Annotated in this window: 18 protein-coding genes; all 18 read right to left on the bottom strand. The window is 48.2% G+C overall.

Annotated elements, in window-relative coordinates:
* Positions 1-3: 3 nt before the first annotated feature.
* Positions 4-879: a carbohydrate ABC transporter permease gene (locus AC58QD_RS30050; RefSeq protein ID WP_497338734.1), complete on the bottom strand. Its 876-nt coding sequence runs from the start codon at positions 877-879 to the stop codon at positions 4-6.
* The gene (locus AC58QD_RS30045) at positions 876-3119 is read right to left on the bottom strand and encodes a DUF5696 domain-containing protein (RefSeq protein WP_497338733.1); all 2244 of its coding nucleotides are present in this window, start codon (positions 3117-3119) and stop codon (positions 876-878) included. Before AC58QD_RS30045 ends, AC58QD_RS30050 begins: the two co-directional genes overlap by 4 nt.
* Entirely contained in the window at positions 3116-5284 is a 2169-nt protein-coding gene (locus AC58QD_RS30040) for a YIP1 family protein (RefSeq protein ID WP_497338732.1), read from the bottom strand. Before AC58QD_RS30040 ends, AC58QD_RS30045 begins: the two co-directional genes overlap by 4 nt.
* A 25-nt stretch (positions 5285-5309) precedes the next feature.
* Positions 5310-6218, bottom strand: coding sequence for a carbohydrate ABC transporter permease (locus tag AC58QD_RS30035; protein WP_497338731.1), 909 nt, complete (start codon positions 6216-6218; stop codon positions 5310-5312).
* Complete coding sequence (locus AC58QD_RS30030; protein ID WP_497338730.1) at positions 6218-7198, bottom strand: carbohydrate ABC transporter permease; 981 nt, start codon at positions 7196-7198, stop codon at positions 6218-6220. The genes AC58QD_RS30035 and AC58QD_RS30030 overlap by 1 nt, the downstream gene beginning before the upstream one ends.
* Complete coding sequence (locus tag AC58QD_RS30025) at positions 7185-10178, bottom strand: extracellular solute-binding protein (protein ID WP_497338729.1); 2994 nt, start codon at positions 10176-10178, stop codon at positions 7185-7187. The genes AC58QD_RS30030 and AC58QD_RS30025 overlap by 14 nt, the downstream gene beginning before the upstream one ends.
* 21 nt (positions 10179-10199) lie before the next feature.
* Positions 10200-11318 carry an ABC transporter ATP-binding protein gene (locus AC58QD_RS30020; RefSeq protein ID WP_497338728.1) on the bottom strand — a complete coding sequence of 373 codons (1119 nt, stop codon included), beginning with the start codon at positions 11316-11318 and terminating at the stop codon, positions 10200-10202.
* A gap of 455 nt (positions 11319-11773) precedes the next feature.
* Positions 11774-13399, bottom strand: coding sequence for a hypothetical protein (locus tag AC58QD_RS30015; RefSeq protein ID WP_497338727.1), 1626 nt, complete (start codon positions 13397-13399; stop codon positions 11774-11776).
* Between the two features lie 9 nt (positions 13400-13408).
* Complete coding sequence (locus tag AC58QD_RS30010) at positions 13409-13756, bottom strand: hypothetical protein (RefSeq protein ID WP_497338726.1); 348 nt, start codon at positions 13754-13756, stop codon at positions 13409-13411.
* A 69-nt stretch (positions 13757-13825) separates the two neighbouring features.
* Complete coding sequence (locus AC58QD_RS30005; protein ID WP_497338725.1) at positions 13826-15736, bottom strand: putative phage tail protein; 1911 nt, start codon at positions 15734-15736, stop codon at positions 13826-13828.
* 220 nt (positions 15737-15956) lie between these two features.
* The gene (locus AC58QD_RS30000) at positions 15957-17276 is read right to left on the bottom strand and encodes an ABC transporter substrate-binding protein (RefSeq protein WP_497338724.1); all 1320 of its coding nucleotides are present in this window, start codon (positions 17274-17276) and stop codon (positions 15957-15959) included.
* 466 nt (positions 17277-17742) lie between these two features.
* Positions 17743-18819, bottom strand: a complete 1077-nt coding sequence (locus AC58QD_RS29995) for a Gfo/Idh/MocA family protein (protein WP_497338723.1) — start codon at positions 18817-18819, stop codon at positions 17743-17745.
* 185 nt (positions 18820-19004) lie between these two features.
* On the bottom strand, positions 19005-21215 hold the full coding sequence (locus tag AC58QD_RS29990) for a family 78 glycoside hydrolase catalytic domain (protein WP_497338722.1): 2211 nt from the start codon (positions 21213-21215) through the stop codon (positions 19005-19007).
* 101 nt (positions 21216-21316) lie between these two features.
* Positions 21317-21970, bottom strand: a complete 654-nt coding sequence (locus AC58QD_RS29985; RefSeq protein ID WP_497338721.1) for an SGNH/GDSL hydrolase family protein — start codon at positions 21968-21970, stop codon at positions 21317-21319.
* 91 nt (positions 21971-22061) lie between these two features.
* Positions 22062-23507, bottom strand: coding sequence for a hypothetical protein (locus tag AC58QD_RS29980; protein WP_497338720.1), 1446 nt, complete (start codon positions 23505-23507; stop codon positions 22062-22064).
* A 231-nt stretch (positions 23508-23738) separates the two neighbouring features.
* Positions 23739-24662 (bottom strand): AraC family transcriptional regulator, encoded by a 924-nt coding sequence (locus AC58QD_RS29975; protein ID WP_497338719.1) that lies wholly within the window; start codon positions 24660-24662, stop codon positions 23739-23741.
* 65 nt (positions 24663-24727) lie between these two features.
* Complete coding sequence (locus AC58QD_RS29970; RefSeq protein ID WP_497338718.1) at positions 24728-26113, bottom strand: ABC transporter substrate-binding protein; 1386 nt, start codon at positions 26111-26113, stop codon at positions 24728-24730.
* A gap of 251 nt (positions 26114-26364) precedes the next feature.
* Entirely contained in the window at positions 26365-26535 is a 171-nt protein-coding gene (locus AC58QD_RS29965) for a hypothetical protein (RefSeq protein WP_497338717.1), read from the bottom strand.
* Positions 26536-26726: the final 191 nt, after the last annotated feature.

Below are 26726 nucleotides of genomic sequence, written 5' to 3'. Positions count from 1 at the left end.
CTCCTATCGTGATTTGGCCGCTTGCATAGAGCGGAAGACGCGGCTATACATAAAGTAGATCAGGCCAAGAAAGATGAAGATAATCACAAAATAGATCCATGCAAGCGCACTGGAGAGTCCGTATTCGGCTGTATTGACTTGCGTCAAAATCGGATTTCCAGGAAAAGTAAACAAATCTACCGTCGTATAAATCAAGTTAAGCAGTATAAAAGGCATCATCGCGGGTAATGTAATTTTCCAGAACGTTTCCCAAGGGTTCGCACCATCTATTCGCGCTGCTTCATATACCGAAAGAGGGATCGTCTGCCTTCCAGCCAGGAATATCAGAATTTGCACACCAGAGTACCATAGGATAAGCACGAAGGAATCGAGAACCCTGACGATAGGCTCGGCCCATGCTGCGGGTACGTAGGTTACGATAAGCGCGGTCAAATTGTATCGGGACAAGAAATCGATATTGCCTTCACCTTGACTAATAAACTCGGTTACAACCTGCCCCGTAGTGAAAATGACGGGTAAGAAGAACACCGCCCGGAAGAAGGTGCGCCCCCAGAACTTCTGATTAAGCATAATGGCAACCAGCAGGGAGAACACCACGATAATCGGCAGCATCATTAACGCCTGCCTTAGAAACGGAATGAGCTGGTTGTACAGCAAGCTGCCGTTCTCGAACAGGATGTACTTGTAATAATACAATCCTCTATATTTGGTCTGAACTCCCGAAGCGAGAATTCTCACTTGGTGAAAGCTCATATAGAACGAGTATGCGAGCGGAAGAGCCATGAAGATGATAAATCCCAAAACCCAGGGAGCAATGAACAAGGAGCCCTCGAATTTTCGAATCGATGAGGATTTAAGCTTGCGCGTCGAGATCTTCATCGCTTCTCGCCCCCTTTCACAATCAAGTAGTCTTCCGCGTTTATAGTTTTGCCCTCATACGTGTAGGGACTGAAACCGTAGTTCACTATGATCTTTTTCCCATTCGCGTAAGTCGTTTCCCTAACTTGATCTGTCAGAATGCGATGGTTTACGATAAATTGATCCTGTACATCCCCCAACGCTTCGTTCCACTTCTGATATTCCTGTACAGCCGTTTGCTCCCAATCCTTATAGGCCGGACTATACATAAACAGATGGTCGATATGCTTCAAGTCTTCCGAAGCGGAGTGGGTGAAGGTGTATGAAGGATTCGAGCCGTATTCCAGATCATGCAAGAAGTCTTGACGGAATTGATCACGCTCGTTCGATGACTTGGACGTGTATGGAATCAGCCCATGAATCGCGATCTGCGAGAATGGAATGCCTGCAGTGGAGAACAGATCGAAAGAATAATCATCGGCAAGCTCAACAATACCGTCACTGTAAGGCATGGCATAGAAATTAGATTGGTTGCTGATTACTTTGCCGACACCTTCACGCAGTCTGGTTAGAAATGATTGCTGGATGGCGCGGCTTTCTTCTCTTGAAGCACCATAATTCGCGTTATAATCGCTATTCAGATTTTGACCAATGCCGTGTACTTCGATCCCTTCAATGCCGAGCTCCTTGTAATAAGCAATATCCTTCTCCAATACGCGGCTCTCTATAAATTTAAGGCTTGCCAGAGGATTAACAGGAGTTCCGCCCAAGTCACGCAATCCATGCAAGCGGCTGAAGAACCCGCCCGCTCTTGTATTATGATGCGTGTACCGGGTTTGCAGGAAGACGGGGATATCCAGCTTCTGCGCAAAATTGACGAATTCCTTCATCCCGGCTGTTCCCCCAAGCCTGCGATCTACATGAGTTAACGCTTCGGAAGATCCGATCCCGTCCTCTTGCCAGCCCCAGTACCGGACATTCATCTGGTCAATTCCTAGTCCATATAAGAGATGAATCATCTGCATCGCTTCTGTCGTAGTCGTGGCCTTCACGTAACGATCTTTTATTAAACCTGCCGATGAATCTGCGCCCACGATCACAATATCCATAGGTACTTTGTTGCTTTTAGGCTTCAGCTTCTTCATATTGGCCGTCTCCATCAAATATTGACGGTAACGCTCGGCCATACCCACATAGTCAGATTTGGAGCTGTCGAGCAGGAGATAACGAGTCACCCGATCGGAATGAAACCGTTCCTTCTTATTGTAGGTGATGAAGAATCGTCCCCTCGCTTCGTTCGTCACTTGCTTGTAGCTGTTCCGATAGTTCGCTTGGCCTGTAATCCAGTTGTAGGTGCTGAACACTCCGGATGGTGAAGCAAGGACCTCCGCATATTCAGCTCCCTCCTCCAATACGGCCAAAAAGCTGGTATTCTCGTTCTTCGCCCCATATATGGGCATGGTTACTTTTCGGCGGGAATTCTCCATTTTATTGTCTAGCTGAAAAGCAATATCCCGTCCAAATACCGGCTCACGATAAATCCGATTAATATTGCCATGGTCTGGCTCATAATCAATGAGTGCACCCGAGCCATCCGGGATGAACATGTACCCATCCTGACCTACAGAACGCTCGGCGCCGAAGAACGGATACAAGCGAACCCACAATAGGCTGAGCTTGCCTTCCTGTATGCCGGAATCAATGATTCGTGTTGTTACCGAGTCTCCCTCCAGCTTGACTTCTATAGGAATCGTCAGCTGCGCAGCAGGCATCTCGAAGGTCACCCGAAAACCGCCCTCGAACGTCTGCAAATCCTTGATCTTCCCTTGCTGATCCAGAAGATTCGATTCCTTCGGCTGTGTCTTGGCACCAGATAGGTCAATATATTGAAACATGATGGGAGATCGAAGATGAGAACGCCATAATCCAGGGCTAGTCTCTCCTGCCCATTGCTCCGGGTCCGGGTATGAGCGCCATATACGCCCGTCGCGTTTGTCTTCCACTATAAATTGTGCAGTAGCAGCATCCAGCTTAAGCTTAAGCCTCTCATTCTCACCGACAACCTTGAAATTCGCCTCGTTAGGAAGCTCTCCCGGTCCTTGATTCACCTTAACCGCACCTGGCGGGTTAGCATTAGCACTTGCATTCGATGAGGCACGTTCAATGGATTCAATCTGCAGGTGAGTCACGACATAGGTTACTGCAGCAGCCAGCAGAAGCAGAGGCACGATCCAACGGAGCTGTTTGAGAAACCTGGTCATCGCACCCTCACCTCCTGATACACTTCATAAATAAAGGATGACATATCGCTGGATAATCCGAATGTAATCATGATCAAGACAGCCATCATAATGAAAGCAGATGCGCTGAGGACGACATTAATGCTCGTTTCCCCCACCGAATAATTTTGCAGAGACTGGATTTTCCAGAAAATCATAAGAACGATCCAGATCACCATTCCGTCAAACATATAATTGTAAATGGCTTGCTCCGACAGGGTCATGATATTGGAAAGTGCCGCAAGCGGAATACCTACGAAAATTAAAGGTACAAGCGCGTAGCTGCTCGCGATGAATACGTCACGGAATCGGCCTTCCCCGCGATAGATGGAGCTGACAAAGTAGTTGGATACGACCCAACCGAGCCAAATGATGAGGAATTCTCCGAACAGGAGCACAAGGTTAAGCCGCTGTGTATCCACAGTATTGAACGTGAATCCCGTATATAGCGCTATGATCGATATAGAACCGAAGACCATAAGAAGAATGGCTAACGCGCTCCAATAGCTGCCTTTATTCTCATAGCGAAGCGCACTGAAACCATCAATAGGGTGACGGAGGATGGTGAACATCTGCTTCAGCTGCACAACAATGGGAAGAGAAGAGCGCTTGCGGTTATGCCAAGCTATTCTCCAGGCGGCTTTGCGGGTGATTCGATTGAAAAGCATGAAAGCAGCAATTATGACGATCACAGTTGTTGCCAATGTCGAGAAATGAGACTGAAACCAATTAAGCCGTATTTGCCAGAAGGCATCACTATATCCGCTGCGGCTTCCTCCGTCATAAAAGTACTGGCTCGCTTGTTCATAGTTGCCTTTCTTATATTCGGCCTTGCCAAGACCAAGCAGGGCTGGAGTGAAGTACCTGTTGTTGCGCAGCACTTCTTTCCACGGCTTCTCGCTCTCTTCATACCGCCCTTGCATCGTGAGCCCATTCGCTTTATTCACTAGTAAGCCGAATTCGGACAGCCTGAACACTTGAATAATGCCCTCTTGACCGTCCAGAATGAACAGATCATTGCGAGAGTTCGCATCGATTGCCACAGGGTTCTTCATTAGTCCAAGCTGGGTTGTTGAATCCGAGGAAGGCCCTCCCCAGAAGTAGAGCAGATTGCCGTTCGCATCATATTGACTGATCACCTTGTACATGCCGTCAATGACTGTAATATTCCCGTTATTATCTATGGCGGCGTCAATGAGCTGCGGCTTGGCGAAGCCCTGGCCTGCCACGAATTTCCGATCCCGCGGCCGTATTTCTCCGAATGTTCGAGACACCTTGCTGACCTGATCCGTATTGTACTGAATCATATTCAGACCGCGGATATTCAGCTTTTTCACTTGATTTACCGAGATATTACCCGATGTAGTTGTATAAATAAACCCTTCTTTATCCACCGCCACGCTGCTCAGGGAGCCAGGAAGCTTACTCATCTCATTTTGATACATAGTCTTCGTATAGAGCATCTTCTTGAGTTGGTCGAGTGCGGATAGTTCAGTCGGGTTAGCCCCGTAGAAGCTTTGAAAATTCCCGTCCGGATCAAGCTGGAGCAGCCCCTGATAGCCGCCAAGCGTGGCAATGTACAGGAAACCCCGCTTATCTACAACCAATTTTATAGGATCGAACTTAAAATCGGCAGGAATGAATTTGGACTGAGGGAGCTTATATTCCTTGATTAGCTTGCCGTCCTTCGATAGACGAGCGATCCGCTTATTCCCCGTGTCAGCCACATAAATATCACCATCCGCTGTAACGAACACACCTTCCGGCTTATTCAGCGGGCTTTCCGAAACGGTCAGATAGCGAAGCCATATGCCGGCTGGATCTAACTCCACTATGCGGTTGTTCCCACTATCCGCGATATAGATATGATCCTTGCTGTCTATGAAAACATCCTTCGGAGTCTGCAGGGGGGAGGCATTCATCACCCCAGGCTTATCCTTGTCCGGCACCTTAAGTCCATTCCCCAGAACTCCAACAGGGTAGTAGGCTGGTTGAGTGTAGATCAAAGAGCCGTCACTATCCTTCGAGTTCGTCCAGTAGGTCACCTCGGCCGAGGCCGTAATCGGCACACACAGGAACAGCAGAACGGCAACACAGGCTATCGTTAGCAGGATCCTTACATGCCGAAATTTATTGTTTATATACATGGGAAGCACCTCCCTTCTTCGCCCATCATTTAATTCCTGAATGCGCCATAGTGGCAATGACCTTCCTCTGAAACAACAGGAATATAAGGAAATTCGGTACAAACATAATAAGTGCTGCCGCCGCTGCCGCGCCTTGCCTTGCGACATTATTCACCAGCCCATTGGTCAAGGTGGACAAAAAGAACGGAAACGTCTTCATCGCCTCATCCTGCATATAGAGCGAGGAGCTGGTCACATTGTTCCAAGTGCCCTGGAAGGCCAATATAGCAATCGTTGCAACAGCAGGAACACAGATGGGCATCACAATTTGCAGGAATATGCGTATTTCATGAGCTCCATCCACCTTAGCAGCTTCAAGCAGCTCATTCGGCACTTGATCGATGAACTGCTTCATCAAGAAGACGCTGACCGGCGCAGCCAAAAGCGGCAAAATATGTCCCCAATACGTATCAATAATATGGAGATTCACAACAACCAGATAACTCGGTATTTGTACCGTCTCGGAAGCGAACATGAGCGATAGCAGGATAACAGCGAATAGCGCTTTGTGTCCTGGGAACTTATGCTTGGAGAGCGGATAGGCACATAAGGTGCTTACAAAAATGGTGCCGACAACGACCAGAACGGCGACAATAACACTATTGAACAAATACCGGGTAACTGGAATGACCGAAGAGCTTGTAACTATGAACAGCTCCATGAAGCTCTGCAGTGTGGGCTCCCGCACCAGGATATTCGGCGGATACACGAACAGCTCGCTATAGGGCTTCAACGAATGATTAAATATATATACAATAGGCAGCAGCATGAACAGAGCGAATAGGGTTAGCGACACATACAACAGCTTGTCAAATGTGCTTGAGCGTACGAGTATCGATCTGCGTAGCTTGGTTAAGCTTACTGCATGTTTCATCTTACGGACGATGGCAGCCATTATTCATCCCCCTTGCTTCCGAACAATCGGAATCCCAATCGGTTGGACATATACATGATCAGCAACAGAAATACAGAGATGGCGGAGGCATAACCCATTTCGAATCGCACTTCCCCATAGTCCTGAATATGAGTGATCAGCAGCGTACCCGCATATTCTGGTGTTGGAAATTGTCCTGACAGCTCTGTGCCAATCGCACCAGCCTTGAATGTGCCTACAATCGCCATTACAGCACCGAATAACATTTGCGGCTTCATCGAAGGAATTGTAATGTACCAAATTTCTTGCAATCGACTCTTGATGCCATCCAGACGTCCGGCCTCGTATAACTCCCGGTTCACTCCGAGCAACCCTGCAAGCATGGCCAGGAACCCTACTCCCATACTTGACCAAAGGGTAACTACCATCATGGAGTTCATTAAATAAGCCTTATTGGTGACCCACAGGATGGGCTCCTGGATGAACCCGAATTTCAACAGGAAGCTGTTCAAATATCCGATCCGATCCCCTGTTAGTAAGGGCAGCCACACGATTCCCATCGCGATTCCTGCAGTCAGTGAAGGCGTATACATCGCGAGAGCATACCAGGTTCTTGCTTTACCAGGCAGCTGTGCGATAAGCCAAGCCAACAGAAAGGCTGCAGCATAACCGCCTGGACCAACAATGACAGCGAATTTGATCGTATTAGGGAGAGCGTGCTTCAAGAAAATCAGGTCCTGGGAAAGCAGATACTGAAAGTTCTGCCAGCCAATGAATCTGGGCGGCTCGATCGCGTTGAAATACGTGAAGCTGAGCAGAACCGCCAGGATGACAGGGACCAGGATGAAAGCTATGAAGCAGAGCATAAAAGGAGCAATGAACGCATAGGAGAGCCTATATTTCCACAATAGCTTCAGGAAGCTTTTGAGACGAAGCGTTATGGGCTCTTTTGCAGGAGAGGCCGCGTTATTGCTCAGCTTCCCCAGATTACTTTGCGACATATTTATTCACCCCTTCCCACGGAACTGTAACTTGCGGCAGATCGAGCGTATGCGTTACTTGACCATCGGCCGTGACGAATCCGAATTCCTGCTGCTTGCGGACCATCTCTCGATCCGTGTTATTAATGGCTTCCTCTAACGATTCACGATAATTCATCCCGTCAACGACCGTGCGAGTCCAGGCATTGCTGAGCTCTCGCGCCAGAAAATAAGAACCGGGCAGGTTCGCCACTTCCTTATACCAGCGCCATTGCTCCAGAATCACTTGCAAGTCATCCTTCGGCCACGGCAATTTCGTGAAAGCTTCAATATTAGCCGTATTCCAGCGGAATGCCGCACCGTTGAACGACTCCAGATTAGAGCCATACAACTCTTGCGTTTCTGCTGATAACAGCCATTTCAGAAAAGTCCATGATTCCTGCGGATGTTTGGAGGATTTATAAATAAATCCGGTCGATTGTCCTCCAGCCGCCCACCTGGCGACAGTTCCATCCGCTTGCTTGGTTCCTGGCATTGGCGCAATTCCCCACCAGCCAGACAGCTCCGGTGCAGCCACCAACAGCTGTAAGTACGTATTATAATCCGCCACTCCGACTGGATAGGTACCTTTGCGGAAATGTTGGAAGAAATTAGGTACCTGCTTCTCAAGACTGTAAATATTGAACAGATCTGTCCACTGCTTAAAGCCCTTGAATGCCTCAGGCGTGTTCATGGCTGTTCTCATCCCATCTTTGGAGAAGAACTCAGCGCCATTCTGATAAAAGAACTGCAGGTTGTCAGCAGGAGGCACAAAGAAGTTGTATCCATTTTGCTGCAGCGTTGGAAGCATCTCATAAACATCGTTCCACGTATCCGGAACCTTCAGATCAAGCCGCTTCAGGATGTCTTTGCGATAAAATAGCACCTTGAACGACTGGGTCTCGGGAAGGGCATAATAGCCCCCATTGTAATAAAAAGGCAAGGTTGCGCCTGGTGCGAATTGCTTGGCCGTTTTCTCGAAATCAGGAAACTGCGTCAGGTCCAGAAGGGCGTTGCGCATAGCGAAATCAATGGACTTGTCCTGCGGCTGTCCGAGCGCCACATCCGGTGAAAGCCCGGCGGCATTAGCGAGCACAAGCAAATTCTCATTTGGCAATAAATTTACTTTGACCTTGATGCCTGTCTGCGGTGTAAACGTCTCATTTACGAGCTCCTGAAGCAGATTGACGTAGTCTCTGCTGCGGTTTACCCACACATTGAGCGTATCCTCATCGACTTGATTAATATCTTCCTTACGGGTGAAGGAGTAAATGAAGTTACGAACCGTATTGCTCGTTCTCTGCCAGAAACCTGCTTCCATCTTCGGCAATGATTTGCCCGCTGGAACCAGATAAATCTGATCGAGCATAAGAGGTGAACGAATCAGAACCTCACGAATACCGCCAATCCGTTCAATAATGTTGGATATATCGTCCATATGGTAAGGAATCTCATTCGGATACTTCAGATAATCGGTTAAATCCTGCAGTGTCGTTTGGATGGTCTGAATCGTATTGTCCCGCTGCTTGTTAGCGGCCAGCATGAGCTCAGACATCAGCTTCAGCTCTGTCTTCGCCGACTCCAGCTGCTCGAGAAGCTCAGGGAATTCCTCACGAATCTTCCATGTGCGATTGCGATCGATCTGTCCACCCGTCATGGCCCTGATGTCCTCATCTGTCTTCCTGAGCAGGTTAGTGACCCGCTCTCCTTGGACAATAACAGGCAGGAAAGGGGAGAGCGTAGCCGTCATACTAAGCTGGTGTTTCCCCTTCTCCAAGTAGAACTCATAGGGCTTGCCCCCTGCATCCTCCAGGCTGGTTCCACTCCATTTGTATGAATAAGGGAACCGATACTCCTGGAGTTCCTTGAAAGGAACTTTGCCATCAATCGCAATGGACCGAAAAACCGATTTATTCGAAGAATATCCCTGGAAAGTGCGCATCGCAATCTGGTAAAGTCCACTCTCCGGCACCTCAATATTCCAAGCCACGGTCTGTCCGCCTGACTGCCAACGATCCCCGCCAAGGCCATTGAAGATAACGTTCCCATTGGTTCTGGGCTTCATAAACGCATCCTTATTCGACTCCAATTGAATGGCTACATCGTTTTTCCACGTTACTTGCTCCGCTTGAATCGTCTGAGTGGCAGCGTTCTGGGCTGCTTCCCCCTTCTTGTATGAGGCCGCAACCTGTTGATAGTCCGGAATAACAGTCGGCGCCTTCAGGGACAACGATTCGACAACAATCGGAGTCGATCCGGCGAATCGCAAAGTGTGTTTGCCTTTGCTTAAATACCATTGCAGCGGCTGGGAGTAACTGCTAGCCGAATCGGCCAGCGGTTCTGTCAACCATCCTCTAAGCTCGATGGGACGAGGACGAATATCATCCCCGTTGCTTGCCTTCTTCACTGGAAGGTCATCTTGAAATTTTCTGCGGAATGTTAAGGCTCTGGCTTCCCTGTAAGGGAAAGCACCGTCAATCTGCAAGGACAGAACAGCCGGATGACGGTTGGAAGATAACCCGGTTTGACTGGATTCGTTATAGGGATGATAGGAAAGCGACATTTCATAGAGGCCTTCCTGCGCGATATCCACAACATACTCGATCCAGTTCTCCCTATCGCTCTTCCAGATCAGTACCCCGGATTTGCCCTCATAGGAGCCAACGGAGGCGAGCTTGGTATCGGATTGCGCCGTAATTGCAGACCCCTGCACAATTTGAGGACTTCTCTGGGCAGCAGGCTTGTAGCCTTTCTTAGTCCAATCAGCCAGTACGTCTAGATAATAAGCACCAAGCTCATCATTCAGTTGAAAGGATTGCTTATCGACAGCTGCCGCTTGCTGCTGAGGAGCGGAGTCTGCATACGCCGGGACCAGCCCAGAGGGAATATTACCTGATATTAGAATGGCCGCAACCATAGCGATTATCGCCGCGGGGCGCCACACCGTTCGTTTGCTGCTCATGACATGCATAACCCCCCATGGTCAGTCAATTAATCTTGCGCCTGAATCCACATCGAAAAACAATACCTTGTTCATATCAATCGCTACTTCCACCTTGGTATCTTCATCAAAAAGAATACGAGGATTAACCCTTACGACAAGATTGGTCTTATTGCCAATGTCCAGATAGGCGAACCGATCTGCACCCATCAGCTCACTTAGCTGGTGCACACCGGTAATGACAGCATTCGGGAATGCTTCGAACATGATCGGCTCCGCACTAATATTTTCTGGACGCACCCCTAGCTGGACTACCTTGTTCACCTGATGTTTGCTGCGCAGAGCAGCGGCTTTGCCCGGAGGAACTTCGAGAGCGAAGCGGTTCGTATGAAACTCAAGTCGATTGTTACGTTCCTCTAGTCGACCTTGTATGAAGTTCATCGGCGGTGAGCCGATGAAACCGGCTACAAAAGTGTTGACCGGATTGTTATAAATTTGCTCCGGCGTATCCACCTGTTGAATGATCCCGTCCTTCATGACCACGATTCGGTTCCCCATCGTCATCGCTTCGGTCTGATCATGCGTTACGTAGATTGTAGTAACCCCAAGCTGCTTATGCAGCTTAATGATCTCGGTGCGCATCTGGACGCGCAGCTTGGCATCCAGGTTCGACAACGGCTCGTCCATCAGGAATACCTCAGGCTCACGCACGATGGCTCGACCTAGTGCTACCCGTTGCCTCTGTCCGCCGGACAGTTGCTTCGGCTTGCGATCGAGGAATTGCTCGATCTCGAGCACACGCGCCGCTCGTTTCACGCCAATATCGATTTCATGCTTCGGAATTTTGCGCAGACGAAGTCCGAATGCGATGTTCTCATAGACGGACATATTCGGGTAAAGCGCGTAATTCTGGAACACCATCGCGATATCCCGATCCTTCGGCGGCAAATCGTTAACCAGACGGTCACCGATGTAGATCTCACCCTTGCTGATGTCCTCGAGTCCCGCGACCATTCGAAGCGTCGTGGACTTTCCACAACCGGACGGACCGACGAACACCATAAACTCTCTATCATTGATTTCAAGATTGAAATCTTTGACGACGGGCGATTTATCTTTCCCGTACAGCTTGAATACATGATTGAATAAAATACGTGACACGGCAAACACCCCTTCTGCTAACGGATGCAAACGCTGTAACAGCTTCTTGTTACTAGTGTAAAGGATCGGGTATGAATTTAGTGTGAAGGTTTGAATTATGGAGGGAACTCACGCCCGCAAACGAATTCTACCGATTGAACGATATTAGAAAAACCACCCGGTGTCGGACGATCCTTGGCGTTGGATATCAGGTTGGCGCGTAAGAGGGTAGAAAGATGGGCTACAATCGCTGTTGCACTTGAATTCTGTTGAACTATTTTTAGTGGCGAGAATCCAACTGCAAAGGCGACCTAGATCCTTGGGAGTAGTTAATCAAACTTCACTAATAGTCGTATTCACGACTAACCTACAATCGCAATAAAAGGAGCCGCTTCCGCGGCCCCCACAATAAGTCCCTATAACAAATAACTGTAAATAATTCCACTCTGCTCAACTCGGTGCATGACTCTGCAAATTTATATAACCCATCCCTCGGTTTTGCTGGTTACTACCCAAGTGGACACACCAAAGGCGCTGAGACGAATATAGGAGCCTGGTTTCTCGCTATACAGGCTGGTGATTGCACTTCCTGTGCCTGCAATGATGCTCACTCCGGCCGGTGTGGTTAGTGTTTTTCTTCCCGTGCCGATCACCATGACACCGATCTCTGTCCCAATTGCCGGAATCGGTAATTCAAAGCTCTGAACGCCGTTAACCGCGTATGCGAAATTACGTCCGGTATGGAGGATTGATATACTATAATTCGCATCTCCAACCGACACTGTATGCCCGCTTGAGCTGGTGACGGTTACTCTGGTGCCCTGATTAATAAACTTATTAGGGGAAGCATCTTGCTCTGGGGCGTAAATGATCCGACCGCTAAGATCGACGGCATCAGGCGTAATGTAATAGGAGACCCCAACATCACCCTTGAACAGATCCGGCCCCAACTGCATCGTTAAGGGATAAGCAGGACTAACACGGTAAGCCGCGGATGCTTTTGAGAATTCATTGTTCGCTGCTCGAATGGGTCCGCCGATCAAAGTAAACCCGTCCGTGCAGTACACGATGTTTCCGGTTACTTCCAGCATACCGCCCAATGTTCCTGCTTTCGAGAAATCGTTAAATGAAGTGGAATGGATCGTCCCCGTTGCGTTGGTAACCTTAACCCATTCGACGTCTGCTTTGTGAGTGGTAGATCCGGCTAATACGCATGTATCGATATGGATACCATCGATGTTATCCACTTTGATTGCCCGCTGACAGCTTACTTGAATCGGGTTGAATGCCGTGTTTCTAATCGTTAATGCATTACGGGTCCGGTTGCCGTCGTGACGAATCATATTGTTAGTAATATCGTAGAACACACAGTTGTCAAAGCTCGTTAACGTACCGCCAAAGGGATTGGACTCTCGAAGGTCATCACTCCACCAACCGTCCGTTAAACCATCGAATGTGACATTTTCAAAATGATTGAACTCGTCAAAAGTCGCTCGCACACCGCATCTTGCCGTACTTATTCTAGTTTGGGCCGTAAGGCCAAAGGTCCCTACGAAGACACGGTTCAGCTTTAATCCGGGTGAGCTATACGAGTCAATCAGGTCGCCTGTAAAACTCGCATTAGCATAACAAATATCCATATCCTGAATCAGACCCGATCTTGACCCTGCGCCATAATAGCGAATGCCGAAGCCATTCGATTCACCTGAGAACAGGAGAGTCGTTGTACCCCGAATGGCATTATTAGTACCGCGATACCCCTGACCTACAAGCTGCAGCCCCATGTCCTGCGTAATGTATAGCACATCGGGCGATACAACGTACACCCCTCGCCCGAACACAACTCTGCCAGAAGTATAGGCAGTTATAGTACCCGCTCCAATATCCTGCAAGATGACAACAGGGTTTGCCCGAATGGATGCTATTGCAGCTAGTATAGCAGTGTCGTTATTGGTTACACCGTCAGGGATAGCGCCGAAGTCCTCAACTCGACATTCCAATGTGTCATCGCGAATCCATGCTATATTGGCATCAACAATAATGATCGTACCGTTGTTATCTGTCGGATTGGCCAGATCACTCACAGATATGCGCGTGAACATGCCTCCTCCTTACGGCCCTCTCCCCAATATCGGGCTCCCATTCCAGACGCTGCTATGGGAAACGACATACACCTGTTCGCCGTCATAAGACCCTGGAGTTGTGCGCAGTGTGGCAATGTCCGGAATTTGTTGGATTCGGGAGGAGCAGCAGTTCTCGCTGCGACGTTCCGCCCCCTTTTCCTCTTCAATGCCGCGTCCAGCAGCTAGGGCCAGCCCTCCCGATGCCAGAGCAGCACCCGCGACACCTAATGATACCAAGAGCTTTCTTCTGCTTATAAAGCTCTCCGATCCCCGTTCTCCTGCACGATCCGGAATTGGCGTCCTTTCTTGTTCCTGTATATCTCGATCTGACATCATCGATTCCTCCGTTTCTATTCCTACTGATCTTTCGGGATTTCATGACACCTGGTAGTGAGGTGAGGGTCGCTAGCCGATCTGTACCCAGTTCGTGCTGGTCAGCCCATTTGCTTTCCAGAAAGTATTGTTGTTCTGCAAATAACACTCCTGCCCAAAATATCGAGGGGTAAGACTTCCGACCGGGGTCGTTATAGTTGCTGCACTACTCTGCCCGTTCCATGGCAAGGAAGGGAATTTAGTCCGCGCAAGCGGTCCGCCTACGAATCCGTCCTCGTCGACGCCAATCAATTCGATCAGGGGGTTCGTCACATAGACGGCCGAATCAAACATCATGTTGGTGCCCGCATCAGAAACGTATTTCACATGCCGTATGCTGGTGCTGATCTGATCTGTATTTGAGCCTAGCTGGATGCGGAACACGGATAATGTTGCTGACGGACTATTCACAACGTTGACATTTACGTTCTCAATGACATGATTCGATGAATCGGCTGCGGAGTTCCCAGTCAGAAGACCAAGGCGAAAAAATCCAGTCATATTCTTAAAACGTGCCGATATATTACTGATTAACAAATCATGACCGTAGGTGAAAGCAAATAACGGGGCTGCCACTGTATCACACTCGTAATCGACACCGATAAATTTAATGCCGCGCAAACCCTCTGCCGTTGGCGATTGCAGACCGAATGAAATCGAATTCAAAATGTTTTTCGGTTTTCTTATTAAACTCCCAAAAATTTCAATCGCTTTGGCATATAGCGGGTTAGGGGGAGCCTCATTCTCCCAATCGATTGCCCATGCGCCATCATAATAACCGTCTACACAATTTCCATACCCCTTAACATTAGTGGCCCTAGCAATTGTAAAGGCTGGACGAAAATTATCTCTGGTGATAACAGCATTCTCCCGATGATCTATAGCGACGTTACCGATAAGCTCAACTAGTCCACCAGCATTTCGGGCCACATAGTAGGAATGCCGCCCTGCTCTTGTAACTTTGTTGTAGGCGATAATAGCAGTTCCTGTAGCATTCTCGTTCGCGTACTGGATCCCGTAGCCCTGCCCGCCTTCCTCGCCAATTTGATCCTTGAAATCGTTATGTGTAATTTCACAGCGGCCAATCGTTCTCCCGCTTTCGAAGCTTGCCGCAACACCAATAACGCCGCCGCTAGCCGAGCAATTGTGAACGATGAATCTGGCAACATCCGCCCCTGGAGCAGGTGCTACGAATATATGAGCATCTCCAATACTCGTTGACATTACGATGTCTTTGAAATCACGTATCTCAATGTACTGGCAATCTCTTGGACGAAAACCCGCACTTACACCCGTAAACGCAACTCCACTGCCGCCAATAATGATTTTGGTATTGCAATCGAACGTGTGCGCGCCGAGGGTAACATTATCAGGGACTTTGATTGTTACTACATCAGAAGCTAACGCTGCATTCATAGACGCCACGCAATTGCCTTCGTAAATACCGCCCCAATCGTACAGGCTGCAAGCGGTAAAATCGGGCCGTTCCCATACGCCGAGTGTCATACCTGCTGTCTCGCCTACACCGTTCAGATAATCAGCAATTGTTGTTGTCCATGGAACGGTAGGTGAAAAGAACTTCCCTCCGTCATGTTGATTCCGTGCAACGGTTGAGTTCCAGAACAAACGACCGCCGCCAACCGAAGTGTCCGGATGATATCCAAGAACCAAGAGCTGTTCTCCGTCAGAAGAGCCCGACAATCCGGACAGACTGGCAATATCCAGAATTTGCGTCACTTTGGTAGAACAGCAGCTGCCGCCGCTTTTACTGGCCTCTTCTGAGCCTCCTGCAGCCAGTGCCAAGCTACCTGATGCCAGAGCAGCACCCGCCATACCCAATGAAAACAAAAGCTTTCTCCTGCTTATAAAGCTCTCTGATCCACGCTCCCCTGTTCGATCCTGGTTTGGCGTTCTAGCTTGTTCCAATTCATCATTCACCGACATCCTTATTCCTCCCTTTCGTATAATTACCTCCAGACATTCACTAGATCTTGAACCTATAAAGAGCCAAAGCAAAAGGGATTCGGGCCAGAAGACAAGAGCAGAAGCCAGGAATCTGGGATTAAACGCCAGATTCAACAACAGGCCATTTTCTGCTTGCTTCGGGATGCCCAAATCCCCTGTTTGGTAGTAACCTGATTGAAAACGAAAGTTGCTTAATATGTTATTTCTTCGTTTTCAAATATTCATCGACCTTCTTATTCGCTTCTTCTTCCGCGGTTCGCAAAGCTGTGTTGACGTCTATTCCCTTCATGATGCTAGCTGGGGCAGTATCTAATCCATCCCATGCCAGGGATTCATAGGCAGTCGTATTCGGAAGCTTGCCGAACGGATATTTGAATACAGCGGTTGCATTTTTACCTGCGAGCACAGCAAGCTTCGTGCCGAATTGCTTTTGGATCGCTTCATCCTTCAAGACGCTAATTCTTCCATGCTGGGAAAGAAGCATTTGTACCTCTGGTGATGTAGTCACATAAGAAATAGCTGCGATTGCCTGCGCCTTGTTCTTACTAACCGATGAAGCCAATAAATAAATCGGTTTGGTTGGTCCTGACGTTTTTGGTGAATCTTTGGAATACGGCATAGGGGCTACGTCCCAATTCAAGCCTCCTGCTTCTTTCTCGAATAACCCGTAAGCAGCTCCCATCCATTGCGGATAAATGGCGAGGCGCTTCTCTTTGAGGAAAGTCTCGTGAGTAATTTTATTGTCAACGCCCATATCTACCATTTGCTTCATTAGAGACAGCGCATTCTTCCATCCTTCTGATTGGAGGTCGGCTTTTCCTGTTTTGGCATTAATGACAGGCAGTCCGAATTGGAAGCCGAAGGTATATAAATCACCCCACCGATACCCTACATATTGAACCCCGCCTTCTGATCGGGTCAGCCTTTTCACAAGATTGACCAGATCCGCATAGCTCATATCGCCAGTTGGATAAGGAATGGCAAACCGATCAAAGATATCCTTGTTGTAGAACATCATATATTTGTCCAAATAAAGCGGCAATCCATACAATTCTCCCTTGGTTCCCAGCGCTTTTACACCTTCAAGGGGACTCGCTTCCATTTTGCTCAGATCAATTTTTTCCATTTTCACGGATTCTTGGAGATCCATCGGATAACCGAGATCTATCGCGCTCGACAAATTGGAGTAATCCGTGATCACAATATCAGGAATGTTCTGTCCTGAAGCAATCAAGTTCGGCAAAGAAACACCAGCTGCTACTTCCACGTACTCGATATTGATATGCGGATATTTTTGCTTCACAGGCTTGGAAATAAATTGCTCAACCGCTTCCTTCGACACCAACGTGTTGAAATACATGATCTTTAGGTTGACCGGATCGGTGTTCACTATAGGCGGCTTTGTTGGCTCCGCACTCGTTATAGGTGTTGTCGGTTCCTCTTTACTGCAGCCAAGAATAACACTAATCAGCAGGATGATCATGGTTATACACACCGATTTTTTATACGTTTTAATCATGTTTAATCTCCTCCATGTCCTTTATTAAGATTTCGTTCACCATTGCACACAACCCGTCAATTATGATTCCCTCATCGACACCCAAGTCTAGGCTGCTGTTATCTTTCGTTTGTTTATTCACCCCTTGATGATTGCCAGTGCTCGTAAGATTGTTCTCCTGTTCCAAGGTACCCTGATGATGGAAGCGCCATCAATATAGGTAAAGACAACAACCTCCTTTTAGTGAACATTGTATTGTCTTGCTCTTACTTTTACAATTATATAAGGGATCCATTTCAGATTCTTTAGTAAAAACCGCATTTTTTTTGTACGATGTTGATTTGAGGAAACTTATCTGAACGATAATTATTAAGGGTAAAATCCTTAGTGCTTAGTGCGATTGAGCCTTACACAGAATGTAAAAAAAGCCTGGCGAAATCAGGGATAGCAGCCCCGTTTTCGTTCGGCTCTATTAGTATGAATCAAGCTATTCCGCCTTGCCGGACAGCTGCACTGCCTGCCAATCATCGTTCAAGCCCAATCCACGTAAATCTGCGACGGTACCGTTCTTCTCCGCTTCATACAACTGCCAAATGACGCGAAGCCCCTGTAGACTCGTAGGGCCGTCCGTAATCGGGCGGTTGCCGGTATGGATGCAATCCAGGAAATGCTCCAGCTCATGCTGCGTGAACTTGCCGTTCGAATCGCCTTCATAGAGCACTTCATGAGTGGACTCAGATTCGAGGTTGGCCCTCTCCTCCTTCATCTGCGTATGCGCGTACAGCTTATTATCGTTGCGGTTGACCTCCAGCATCCCTCCCGTGCAGTGAGCGTGAATGCTCCAGCCAAGCGTCGTGCCTCTCGCGCCCCACGTGCCGAAATGGTAGCCCAGTGCACCGTTCTCAAACTCGATCGTTACGTTGCTAGTGCCTTCCTTCTCCATCCAAGGCGTTCCGAAGTTTGTCCCAAGATGGGTTCCGCGCACCGGACGGCCCATGATCCAGAGCATAAGATCGACGTAATGGCACCCGTGGCTGAAAAATTGCCCTCCACCCAGGCGATCTGCGGACAACCCCCAATGCCCGTCATATAAACGGGTATATTGCTCGGTCCAGATGGACAACTGGAAGCATTCGCCGTATGCCTTCGAGTCGAGAAGCTCCTTCAGCTTCAATACGATCGGCCAGAACCGAACCGGATAAGCAGTCATCAGCACTTTGCCTACTTCCTCTGATGTCTGGATGAGCTCGAGGCACTCCTCTTCGGTATTGCACATCGGCTTTTCCACGAGCACGTGCTTGCCTGCCTTCAGGCAGGTCATCGCAACCTCGAAATGAAGATCATGCGGCAGTACGATAAGCACTGCGTCAACATGGTCTAGAAGCTCATGATAATCAGTAACGGCCAGCTTCGCGCCTGTCACTTCAGCGGCCTCTTGGGCGAGCTCAATCACAATGTCGCAGGTGGCTGCGATTTCAACCTTGTCTGCCAAATATCCGAAGCCCCCGCTATGAGTTTTTGCCATCCCTCCGCAACCAATAATACCAAGACGAATTTTATTCATGTTTGTACTCCTCCACTTTATTACCATGATAGTTTTTTCGCTTTACCAGACCCATTATATAAGCTATCGATTTGGGTTTCTTTAGTAAAAACCGATTATTTTTTGTACTCTATTGATGTCAAACAGACCGCCAAGAACAAATTATCCTGTGCATCATTTAGGCTTGCATCCATCCCGTGTCCTGGCTATTCAATAACGGTAACACCTTCAGGGACTGTCAGTTTCATTCGTCCATCGCAGAGCTCGAAAGTGATGTTTCCAGCAGGCACTCGGAACGTTAGCTTAACTTGGCTCAGGGAATCCGGCAGCCGTGGAGAGAAGGATACCTGCTTCCATCCCGGGGCTGCCGGCTTCAATCCCACTATGTCCTCGATCAGCACCGGAATGGGTGCGCTGGCCCATGGGTGACATAAGCTGGCGTTCGCCTTCAGGTCTTTGGACCACACTTCAAAACAGGTGGTTGCCCCTTCCTTCAGCATATTCCCCCAGGAATGGAGGTCTTCTGAAGTGATAAGCTCATAGATGAAAGCATATTCCCCCGCCTCGGCAAGAGCCTTTAGAACAAAGTAGGACATGTACACACCGCAGCTTAATCGCTTCTCCCTAATTAGGGCTGCTACTGATTCTCTCGCCTCTTCAGGGACTAGGCCGAACAGAAGCGGGAGTGCATTAGCATGCAGCGAGGAATGCTCCGATCCTTCTGCATCGACAAAGAGCTTGGTGCCCGCATTGTAAAACATCTCAATGAAAGAAGCCTTGACCCGGACTAGCTCGAGCTGCAGATCGCCCGCTTTTGACCCATGTAATATATTCTGAATCTCGGAAACAGCCGTTAGTGCACCATAATAGAAGGCATTAATGACATTATGGCAGCCGTCCTTAATCGGATAGTGGAGTTTACAATCGTAACCATCACGCATACTTTCTGGCCAATCGACAAGGTTCCATTTATCAGTAACATTCGCTAGCAGCCCATCCGCCCTGCGGAATTGTTCGAAGTGACGCAGCATATTCTCGGCAACGGGATACATTTCCTTAAGAAAATCCAGATCGCCGCTTTGCTTATAATACTGAAGGAGCTGCATCGGCCATTGGAATGAAAAGTCGGCAATTTCCTGCATATAGCTGCCTGAGGCTACTGCCATGATCCCGGGACATACATGGGAAGCTAACAAAGCGAAGTCCTGAAGCGACTTTCGGAATAACCGCAGATCTCCCGCGAGATAAGCATGTGCATGCGTGATGATCGTATTGTCGCCGAGATATTGGCCCTTTTCCCTGGAAGGACAATCCACGTAATTTTCCTGCGAACCGAATTTCACACCATTGCTGCACATCGACCAAATCGCATTCAACAACGGGTTAGACGAATCGAACGAGCAGGCAGCAGCATCATCGATCGGATAATGCCGGACTACTGCAGAGAAGCTCTCGGTGTCCAATAGGACGCCAGGCTCGGCAAGCACCTCTGCATATCGGAATGCTTTGTAATCGAACAGCTCTAGTTCATCATCATCACGCCCTGACAAGGTCCAGAACTCCTGATAGAGACAATTGCAGCGCATATCATACCGGACTCGGCCATTATCCATTAGTTCTTCACCGCAGCGAATTTCGATAACCTGCCCGGCTTCCCCTCGTGCTTTTAAACGAAGCTGTCCGGTAATCTCTTGACCAAAGTCAATCCGATACCCTCCCTCCTCAATAGGAAGTACTTGCGATGGCGGCATGTCATATACAGTCAGCGGCGGTGTTGGCTGCAGGAATAACTGGTGATCATCTTGAGCATATTCCAACGCCGCCTGCCAACTAGAGTCATCAAACCCGATCTCCCTCCAGCCCTTTACCTTGATCCGGTTGTCAATATGTTCGGCAAATTGAGTATCGTAGGCAATCACGCTTCCTTGACCATATTCTTCCGTTATATGATATTTCCACGTATGATCTGTCTTGGCGGCTGCTTGACCCCCTACCGTTAACTCGGCAATGAGACCTTGGCGATGATCCCCGCTCATGTAGGAGTGACAGATTAATCCATGATAATAAACATGCACCGCAATCACATTGACACCTTTATTCAAAAAGGACGCAACCGCAAATCGGTTATAGTAATAATGAAAATGATTACCCTGTGCAGGTCCTTGTCCAACAAATTGACCATTGATGTACACCTTGTAATAATCATCGCCGGTTATATCCAGAACCGCATCAGATACAATCCCGCCGAGAGTAAATTCCTTTCTGGCCATCATGTGGCGATTTTTGAGCTCCTGATTATGCTTCTGTCTGTTTTCCTCCCGTTGCCCATTATCTAATTCCTTGTGATAAATATTGATTGGCGGCAACCCGGCAAACTCACGATCCATAATCCAAGCTGCGGTCCATTGTTTTTCCATATGCATTCTCCTTTCTCAGTTAGGACAAAAACATCCTGTCATTAGCGAGAGGAGTCACCGCAACTCACCTAACTAAGGAAGGATGTGTTTTATACTTGCGCTTATATTGCTAAACTGCTCTTTTGTACAGCTGTCAACCACTCTCGGGCAATCAGCTCGTGGCCGGCTGCCGATGGGTGAACGCCATCCGGTATCCAGTATTCAGCGGTATCTCTCTCTGCAGCCTTATCGAACGGATCCTGCAGAGGAATGAACACAGCCTGAAACTCTACGGCTAATTGACTGACTATTTTCCCATAAACATCCAGCCGGGCGCGTAATTGTTCCCATATATCCGCAGTCGATCCCGTTCTTAAGACAAACGGTTCACATAATATGATTCCAGCCTGCGGCAGCAGCTTCTTCGTTTCCTCCAGCAGGTGATGATAGTCTCGTTCGAAACCGTCGGCTATCCCCTGCGGTTCTTCTGCGATCCTTCGATAAACGTCGTTCACTCCGATCAAAATACTGATCAGGTCCGGATTGTGACTGACGGCATCTTCATTCCAACGGGCATTAAGATCCGGAACACGGTTCCCACTGATCCCTCTATTGATGAAATTCGGACGATCATTGACTAATTCATAGCCAAGCTGAGCAGCCAGGATATACGCATAACTGTGACCTAATACATGGTGCGGATCTCCATTGCGGATCCGTCCCCCGTCGGTAATCGAATCCCCTTGAAATAATATGGTTTTACCCATTTTGCGCATTGTTATCTGCTCCTATCATAGGCCGTAACAGGATGGCATTTTGCCCACCGAATGAACGTCCGACCGATTGCCAGAGTTTAATATTCAGCTTTTACAACCTGCGAATGATTTCGTTGGCCTTCTCTTCATAAGCATACTGCCATTCCGGGGCAAGCAGGCATTCCGTGACTTCGTACCCCCCTTTGCTGTAGTGGTCGACAGGGGGAGCGTAGTGCATGTAACCGTTCGAGAAAGCCGCAATAAAAGTATGCGCATACGGCGATGTTTGTTTAAGCTTCAAGCCTACCTCCACTAGCAGCTCCGCCGGAGCGGTAATAAGCACACAGTCCCCGATTTTAATCCCCTGTACCTCAGCCGGAATGATCAACTCCCCAGCCTCGTTGTTTATCGCCTGATGGGTCTTCATTGTAGCTATATCTTCCTGAATTCTTATCAATTTCTCCATAGAGTGTATATTGTTAAGATATCGATCCAGGTTCCCCCTGTTATGTGCATCCATAGAAACAAGCTCCTTAGAGCCTATCTCAGCTTCATACATATATCTATAGGAATAGTCCGACGGATAGTCAGGATTAAGCGCGTATTTGATATACAGAGGCAGGAACGTTTTGAAGTTCAGAGTCGTACTTCTTAAGGATGCCAGCAGCTCGGCCTGATCTTGCAAACTGGCTTCAATTCGATCAGCGATATCTGTTTTTCGCGGCAGCTGGATCGTTTCAGAAAGGACGCTTAAGCCCGCAGCCTTAGTCTCTATGCTTCTTACTGCCTTCAAGGTGCTCAGACCGAGCATGGTGCCGATTGGTTCGCAGTTTCTGGGACGGTTGACGTCTTTAAAATACACCTCGAGAATGTCTCCGCCGGCTCCCTGCAGGAACAAGGCCATGGCTCCATTGCCGAGGTTCTCTTCGATGACCTTTGAGGCAAACCCTACGAAATTAGCTGTAACCCCTTTATCCGGGACGCCAATCAGAAGATGACAGGCGAAATTATATACAACCGCCAGCGGCTGACCGTCCATGCGGTCTATTCTGAGCACACCGATAGCCGGGTCAATGGGCCCCACACTGGCAACATCCTCGTCCGGTGGACACGGATGGGCATAACGAACTGTCCAGTGCTTGCCATCCTTCATTTTGAGGTTGCGGTTTATTATAATTCTATCTTCATGACCGAAACCAGAGCCGACTTTTACCTCAGTCATATTAAGCAAAGCTTGTCTGACTGCCTCGAATGATCGCTCAACTTGCTCGGCGTCGTCGCAGATCAACCTCCCCTGCGGGTGGGTGTGGGAAGCATTAACCAGAACATTGTCGCCGGGAATGTGAAGCTCATTCTGAAGCCGGTTGCGCAGCTTAGGCAGAAAATCATCTTTTATATCGCCTAACCCGCCTATCGCCAAAGCATCCATGGCAAGGATAACTACTTTGGTCTTCCCGTCATCCAGGACTAGAGCTTTTGCATATAAAGGGTCACTAATGAGCACCCCGTCGTTTCTTGTGGTAATATCGATTTTTGCCACGCCTGCACGTAAACTCATAACCTTACATCCTCCCGTTTCTATTCTCAAACCTTATATAGGCGTTGCAGCACCCAGGATTTATTCCATTACCAGATTCATTATATAGGGGATGAAATAGGGATTCTTTAGTAAAAACCGATTATTTTTTGTACGCATTTGATATGCCGATCTGATATAGAAAAACCTCTGGAGCACATTGCTCTAGAGGCCATGGTGTTAGTCTATTATTTCAGGTATAAGGACGGAGCACTATCCATGCATGACGACCATATTATCGACAATATCGAATTTCTCATCGATCTTCAGCTCTGTGATCTCCTTCATCTTCTGCCTGTACTGCAGCGGCGACATTTTCTCCTTGGCCGTAAAGCGCCGGCTTAAGTAGTGCACACTTTGAAATCCGACTTTAGTAGAAATCTCCGTAATCGACATCTCCGTATTGATGAGAAGCTCCTTGGCCTCCTGAATACGCCAATTATTGAGATATTGCATCGGCGAAACCTTATATCGATCGCAGAATACCCGACATAGATGAGCATGACTTACTGTCAAATGCTGCGCAAGCTCCTTCAATAAGATTTTCCGATCATAGTTCGTGTGGAAATACTGCAGCGTCATACTGGCAAGGTCATCGCCGAATTCGGACTTGCCGGGTATCAGACTCGCGGTAACGTCTCTTCTCCCGGATGGGCTAGTTAGATTCGCAGCGGATTGAAAATCCGATTCCTGCTTCTCTATGCTGCTGGAGCGTTGGAGGTTCATGATGATTTCAATAAAATTAGCCGTAATGATTTCCTTATATTGCGGTCGACAGTGGGTCGCTTCGTCCAGCATGGCTTCCAGAATCAGCTTTATTTTGGTATTGGGAACGACCATTTTCAGCGACATCTGCTTGAGATACGCATCCAATTGCGGATCGTTGACAAGGGCTTTCACTTCAATTGTACATAGCGGATCGGACGAATCCGAGACTAAACTGTGATCCATGCCCGGCTGGATGATGTACATATCGTTTTTGTCCATTCTGTACCCGGCACCGCTCGCGAACAGGGTTCCGCTTCCACCTACCACATATAAAAGATGATGGAAGTTATGGCAATGATTTATGACGTGATTTTCGAATTTGTACTTGCATCTTGCAATGATAAGTACTCTTGTCGATTTAAAGCTCATCGTAATCCCCCATTTCCTGCCTGATATCCTTCAATTGGTCTGGCGGTCTTAAAGGATCTCTTGGATCAAAGAGTCACACTTTCCGCTTCCCTGCTGGACATTTTATCAACAAGCCGGTCACATAACTCCTCGTCGTCCAACAGCTCCGCCCAGTAAGCCTTCAGTTGTCCGGCTAGCACAACATTCAACCGCCATGGCATATTCAATTCACTGTGCATGCGGTATGAAGATACAATCTCACGATACATCATATATCGGCTTGGGCAAGGCTTAAGCGGTTCGGCGGGTTCATCTGCTTGCTGCATGGCAGGGATGCTCAATGTATGCTTCCTTATCAGGTTCTGCGTCCGGTTGGATGCAAAATAGTCGGTGAGCAGACGGGCAGCCTCCTTATTGCGAGAATTCCGGTTTATTCCGAACCCGATAGCTACTACCAATGTTCGAGGCTCATGTGTATAAGGCAAGGGCGACAAATCGTAGTCGAGGTTGGTATTCAGAAAATCGTTCAACCCCATATAGCTGATAAGAATCATCGAAACTTTGCCTTCCTTGAACAGCTCAGTAATATCGTCATTGTTCTCGGACAAATAGAGCGGGAATATGTCACGGTTGCGGATAATCTGCTTGCCGAGCTTAATCCCTTCCAGCAGCTTCGTCCCTCTGATATCACGAAGCCGTGTCCCTTCCCATTCGAAACGCCCTCCGCTCTGCAGCATGAATAACGGCCACCGGTTCTCCGAAAGAATATGAAAGCAGATTCCAAATCGGTTCTTGTTCTCAGACAGGATTGTCGCATTTCTCGTCAGATCATCCCAGGTCCATCCCCCATGCGGCTCCGGAAGATTGCATTCCTTGAAATGAGCCCGGTTGTAGCACATTACGATCGGAGAAAATAAAGCCGGCAGCACATACTGCTTATCCTCTGCCCGGAATGCTTCGTTCAAAAAAGGGTACACATCCTCAGACCCGGTAAGAGGCTCCAGCATCGAATAGTTCCCCTCCTCCTTCAGCTGCTGAAACTGAGTAGAATCCAATGCAATCACATCGGCAAACCGGTCTTTTCCATTCCCGTCGAATTGAGGCATATCCGAATACTGTACCGTATTGACGCGAATCCAGGGATGCAGCCTTTGAAAATCCTCTACCAGTCTGCTCAGCTTAAAATCGCGCTCGATTGAAAACGTGCAGGCCAATGTCAGCGTTACTTTTGCTTGCTGCATGTTCACTTTGTTTCCGACTCGCGGTATTTTGACAATCAGCCCATCCTCGACGAGCCTTTCCATTCCCTTGCGAATCGATTTGTTGCTTAATTGGAACCTCTTCGCAAGCTCTGACTCAGACGGCAAAAATGAGTTGGCTGGAAAAGTGCCATTGTGAATATCCCGTCGTAATTCTTCTGCCATCTGATCCAGCTCAAGTTGAAATTGTTTATTCGTTGGTTTTGTTTTCATTTGAACAACACTCCGTTTTTGGAATGGCTTACTCCCAAAAGGCGTTCACCTATCATCCGATGCCTCTGATGCTCTGATGTATATTTCCGCGAATTATATACACCAGATAGGATGCATTCCTTGTTATAACACCAATATAAGACACCACGATAGCGCTGTCAACATCATTTATGTACATCAGAACACTTATTTTATTCATTTATGTACATCAGTAATTATGTGGTCGCGTGCTGTAGCGTAGATTTTCCGCTTTAGTGAGCATTGCCAAGCGGCGTTTCGCGTGCTGTAGCGCGGATTTTCCGCTTTAGAGCATTGCCAAGCGGCGTTTCGCGTGCTGTAGCGCGGATTTTCCGCTTTAGAGCATTGCCAAGCGGCGTTTCGCGTGCTGTAGCGCGGATTTTCCGCTTTAGAGCAATGCCCAAGCGGCGTTTCGCGTGCTGTAGCGCGGTTTTTCCGCTTTAGAGCAAATAAGTGGAGCCTGTTTGCAATATAAAAAGGTGGAACTGCACCTAGAATAAAAAGTGGACACCCATAACTCGGTAAACAGATAATGAATATACCAAAACCGAGAGGTGTTAACGATGGGCGACAAGAGACAAAGGTATAATGAGAC

It is taken from the genome of Paenibacillus sp. J2R1T-4, from assembly GCF_059692235.1.
This window is presented reverse-complemented; position numbering and strand designations above follow the sequence as displayed.

Bases quoted from the DNA above. Each gene is read 5' to 3' on its own strand.
- AC58QD_RS29995 (WP_497338723.1), bottom strand. From the start codon at position 18,819: ATGAATAAAATTCGTCTTGGTATTATTGGTTGCGGAGGGATGGCAAAA.
- AC58QD_RS30050 (WP_497338734.1), bottom strand. From the start codon at position 879: ATGAAGATCTCGACGCGCAAGCTTAAATCCTCATCGATTCGAAAATTC.
- AC58QD_RS30010 (WP_497338726.1), bottom strand. From the start codon at position 13,756: ATGATGTCAGATCGAGATATACAGGAACAAGAAAGGACGCCAATTCCG.
- AC58QD_RS30045 (WP_497338733.1), bottom strand. From the start codon at position 3,119: ATGACCAGGTTTCTCAAACAGCTCCGTTGGATCGTGCCTCTGCTTCTG.
- AC58QD_RS29975 (WP_497338719.1), bottom strand. From the start codon at position 24,662: ATGAGCTTTAAATCGACAAGAGTACTTATCATTGCAAGATGCAAGTAC.
- AC58QD_RS30005 (WP_497338725.1), bottom strand. From the start codon at position 15,736: ATGTCGGTGAATGATGAATTGGAACAAGCTAGAACGCCAAACCAGGAT.
- AC58QD_RS30015 (WP_497338727.1), bottom strand. From the start codon at position 13,399: ATGTTCACGCGCATATCTGTGAGTGATCTGGCCAATCCGACAGATAAC.
- AC58QD_RS30035 (WP_497338731.1), bottom strand. From the start codon at position 6,218: ATGGCTGCCATCGTCCGTAAGATGAAACATGCAGTAAGCTTAACCAAG.
- AC58QD_RS30030 (WP_497338730.1), bottom strand. From the start codon at position 7,198: ATGTCGCAAAGTAATCTGGGGAAGCTGAGCAATAACGCGGCCTCTCCT.
- AC58QD_RS29980 (WP_497338720.1), bottom strand. From the start codon at position 23,507: ATGAGTTTACGTGCAGGCGTGGCAAAAATCGATATTACCACAAGAAAC.
- AC58QD_RS29970 (WP_497338718.1), bottom strand. From the start codon at position 26,113: ATGAAAACAAAACCAACGAATAAACAATTTCAACTTGAGCTGGATCAG.
- AC58QD_RS29985 (WP_497338721.1), bottom strand. From the start codon at position 21,970: ATGCGCAAAATGGGTAAAACCATATTATTTCAAGGGGATTCGATTACC.
- AC58QD_RS30025 (WP_497338729.1), bottom strand. From the start codon at position 10,178: ATGAGCAGCAAACGAACGGTGTGGCGCCCCGCGGCGATAATCGCTATG.
- AC58QD_RS29990 (WP_497338722.1), bottom strand. From the start codon at position 21,215: ATGGAAAAACAATGGACCGCAGCTTGGATTATGGATCGTGAGTTTGCC.
- AC58QD_RS30040 (WP_497338732.1), bottom strand. From the start codon at position 5,284: ATGTATATAAACAATAAATTTCGGCATGTAAGGATCCTGCTAACGATA.
- AC58QD_RS30000 (WP_497338724.1), bottom strand. From the start codon at position 17,276: ATGATTAAAACGTATAAAAAATCGGTGTGTATAACCATGATCATCCTG.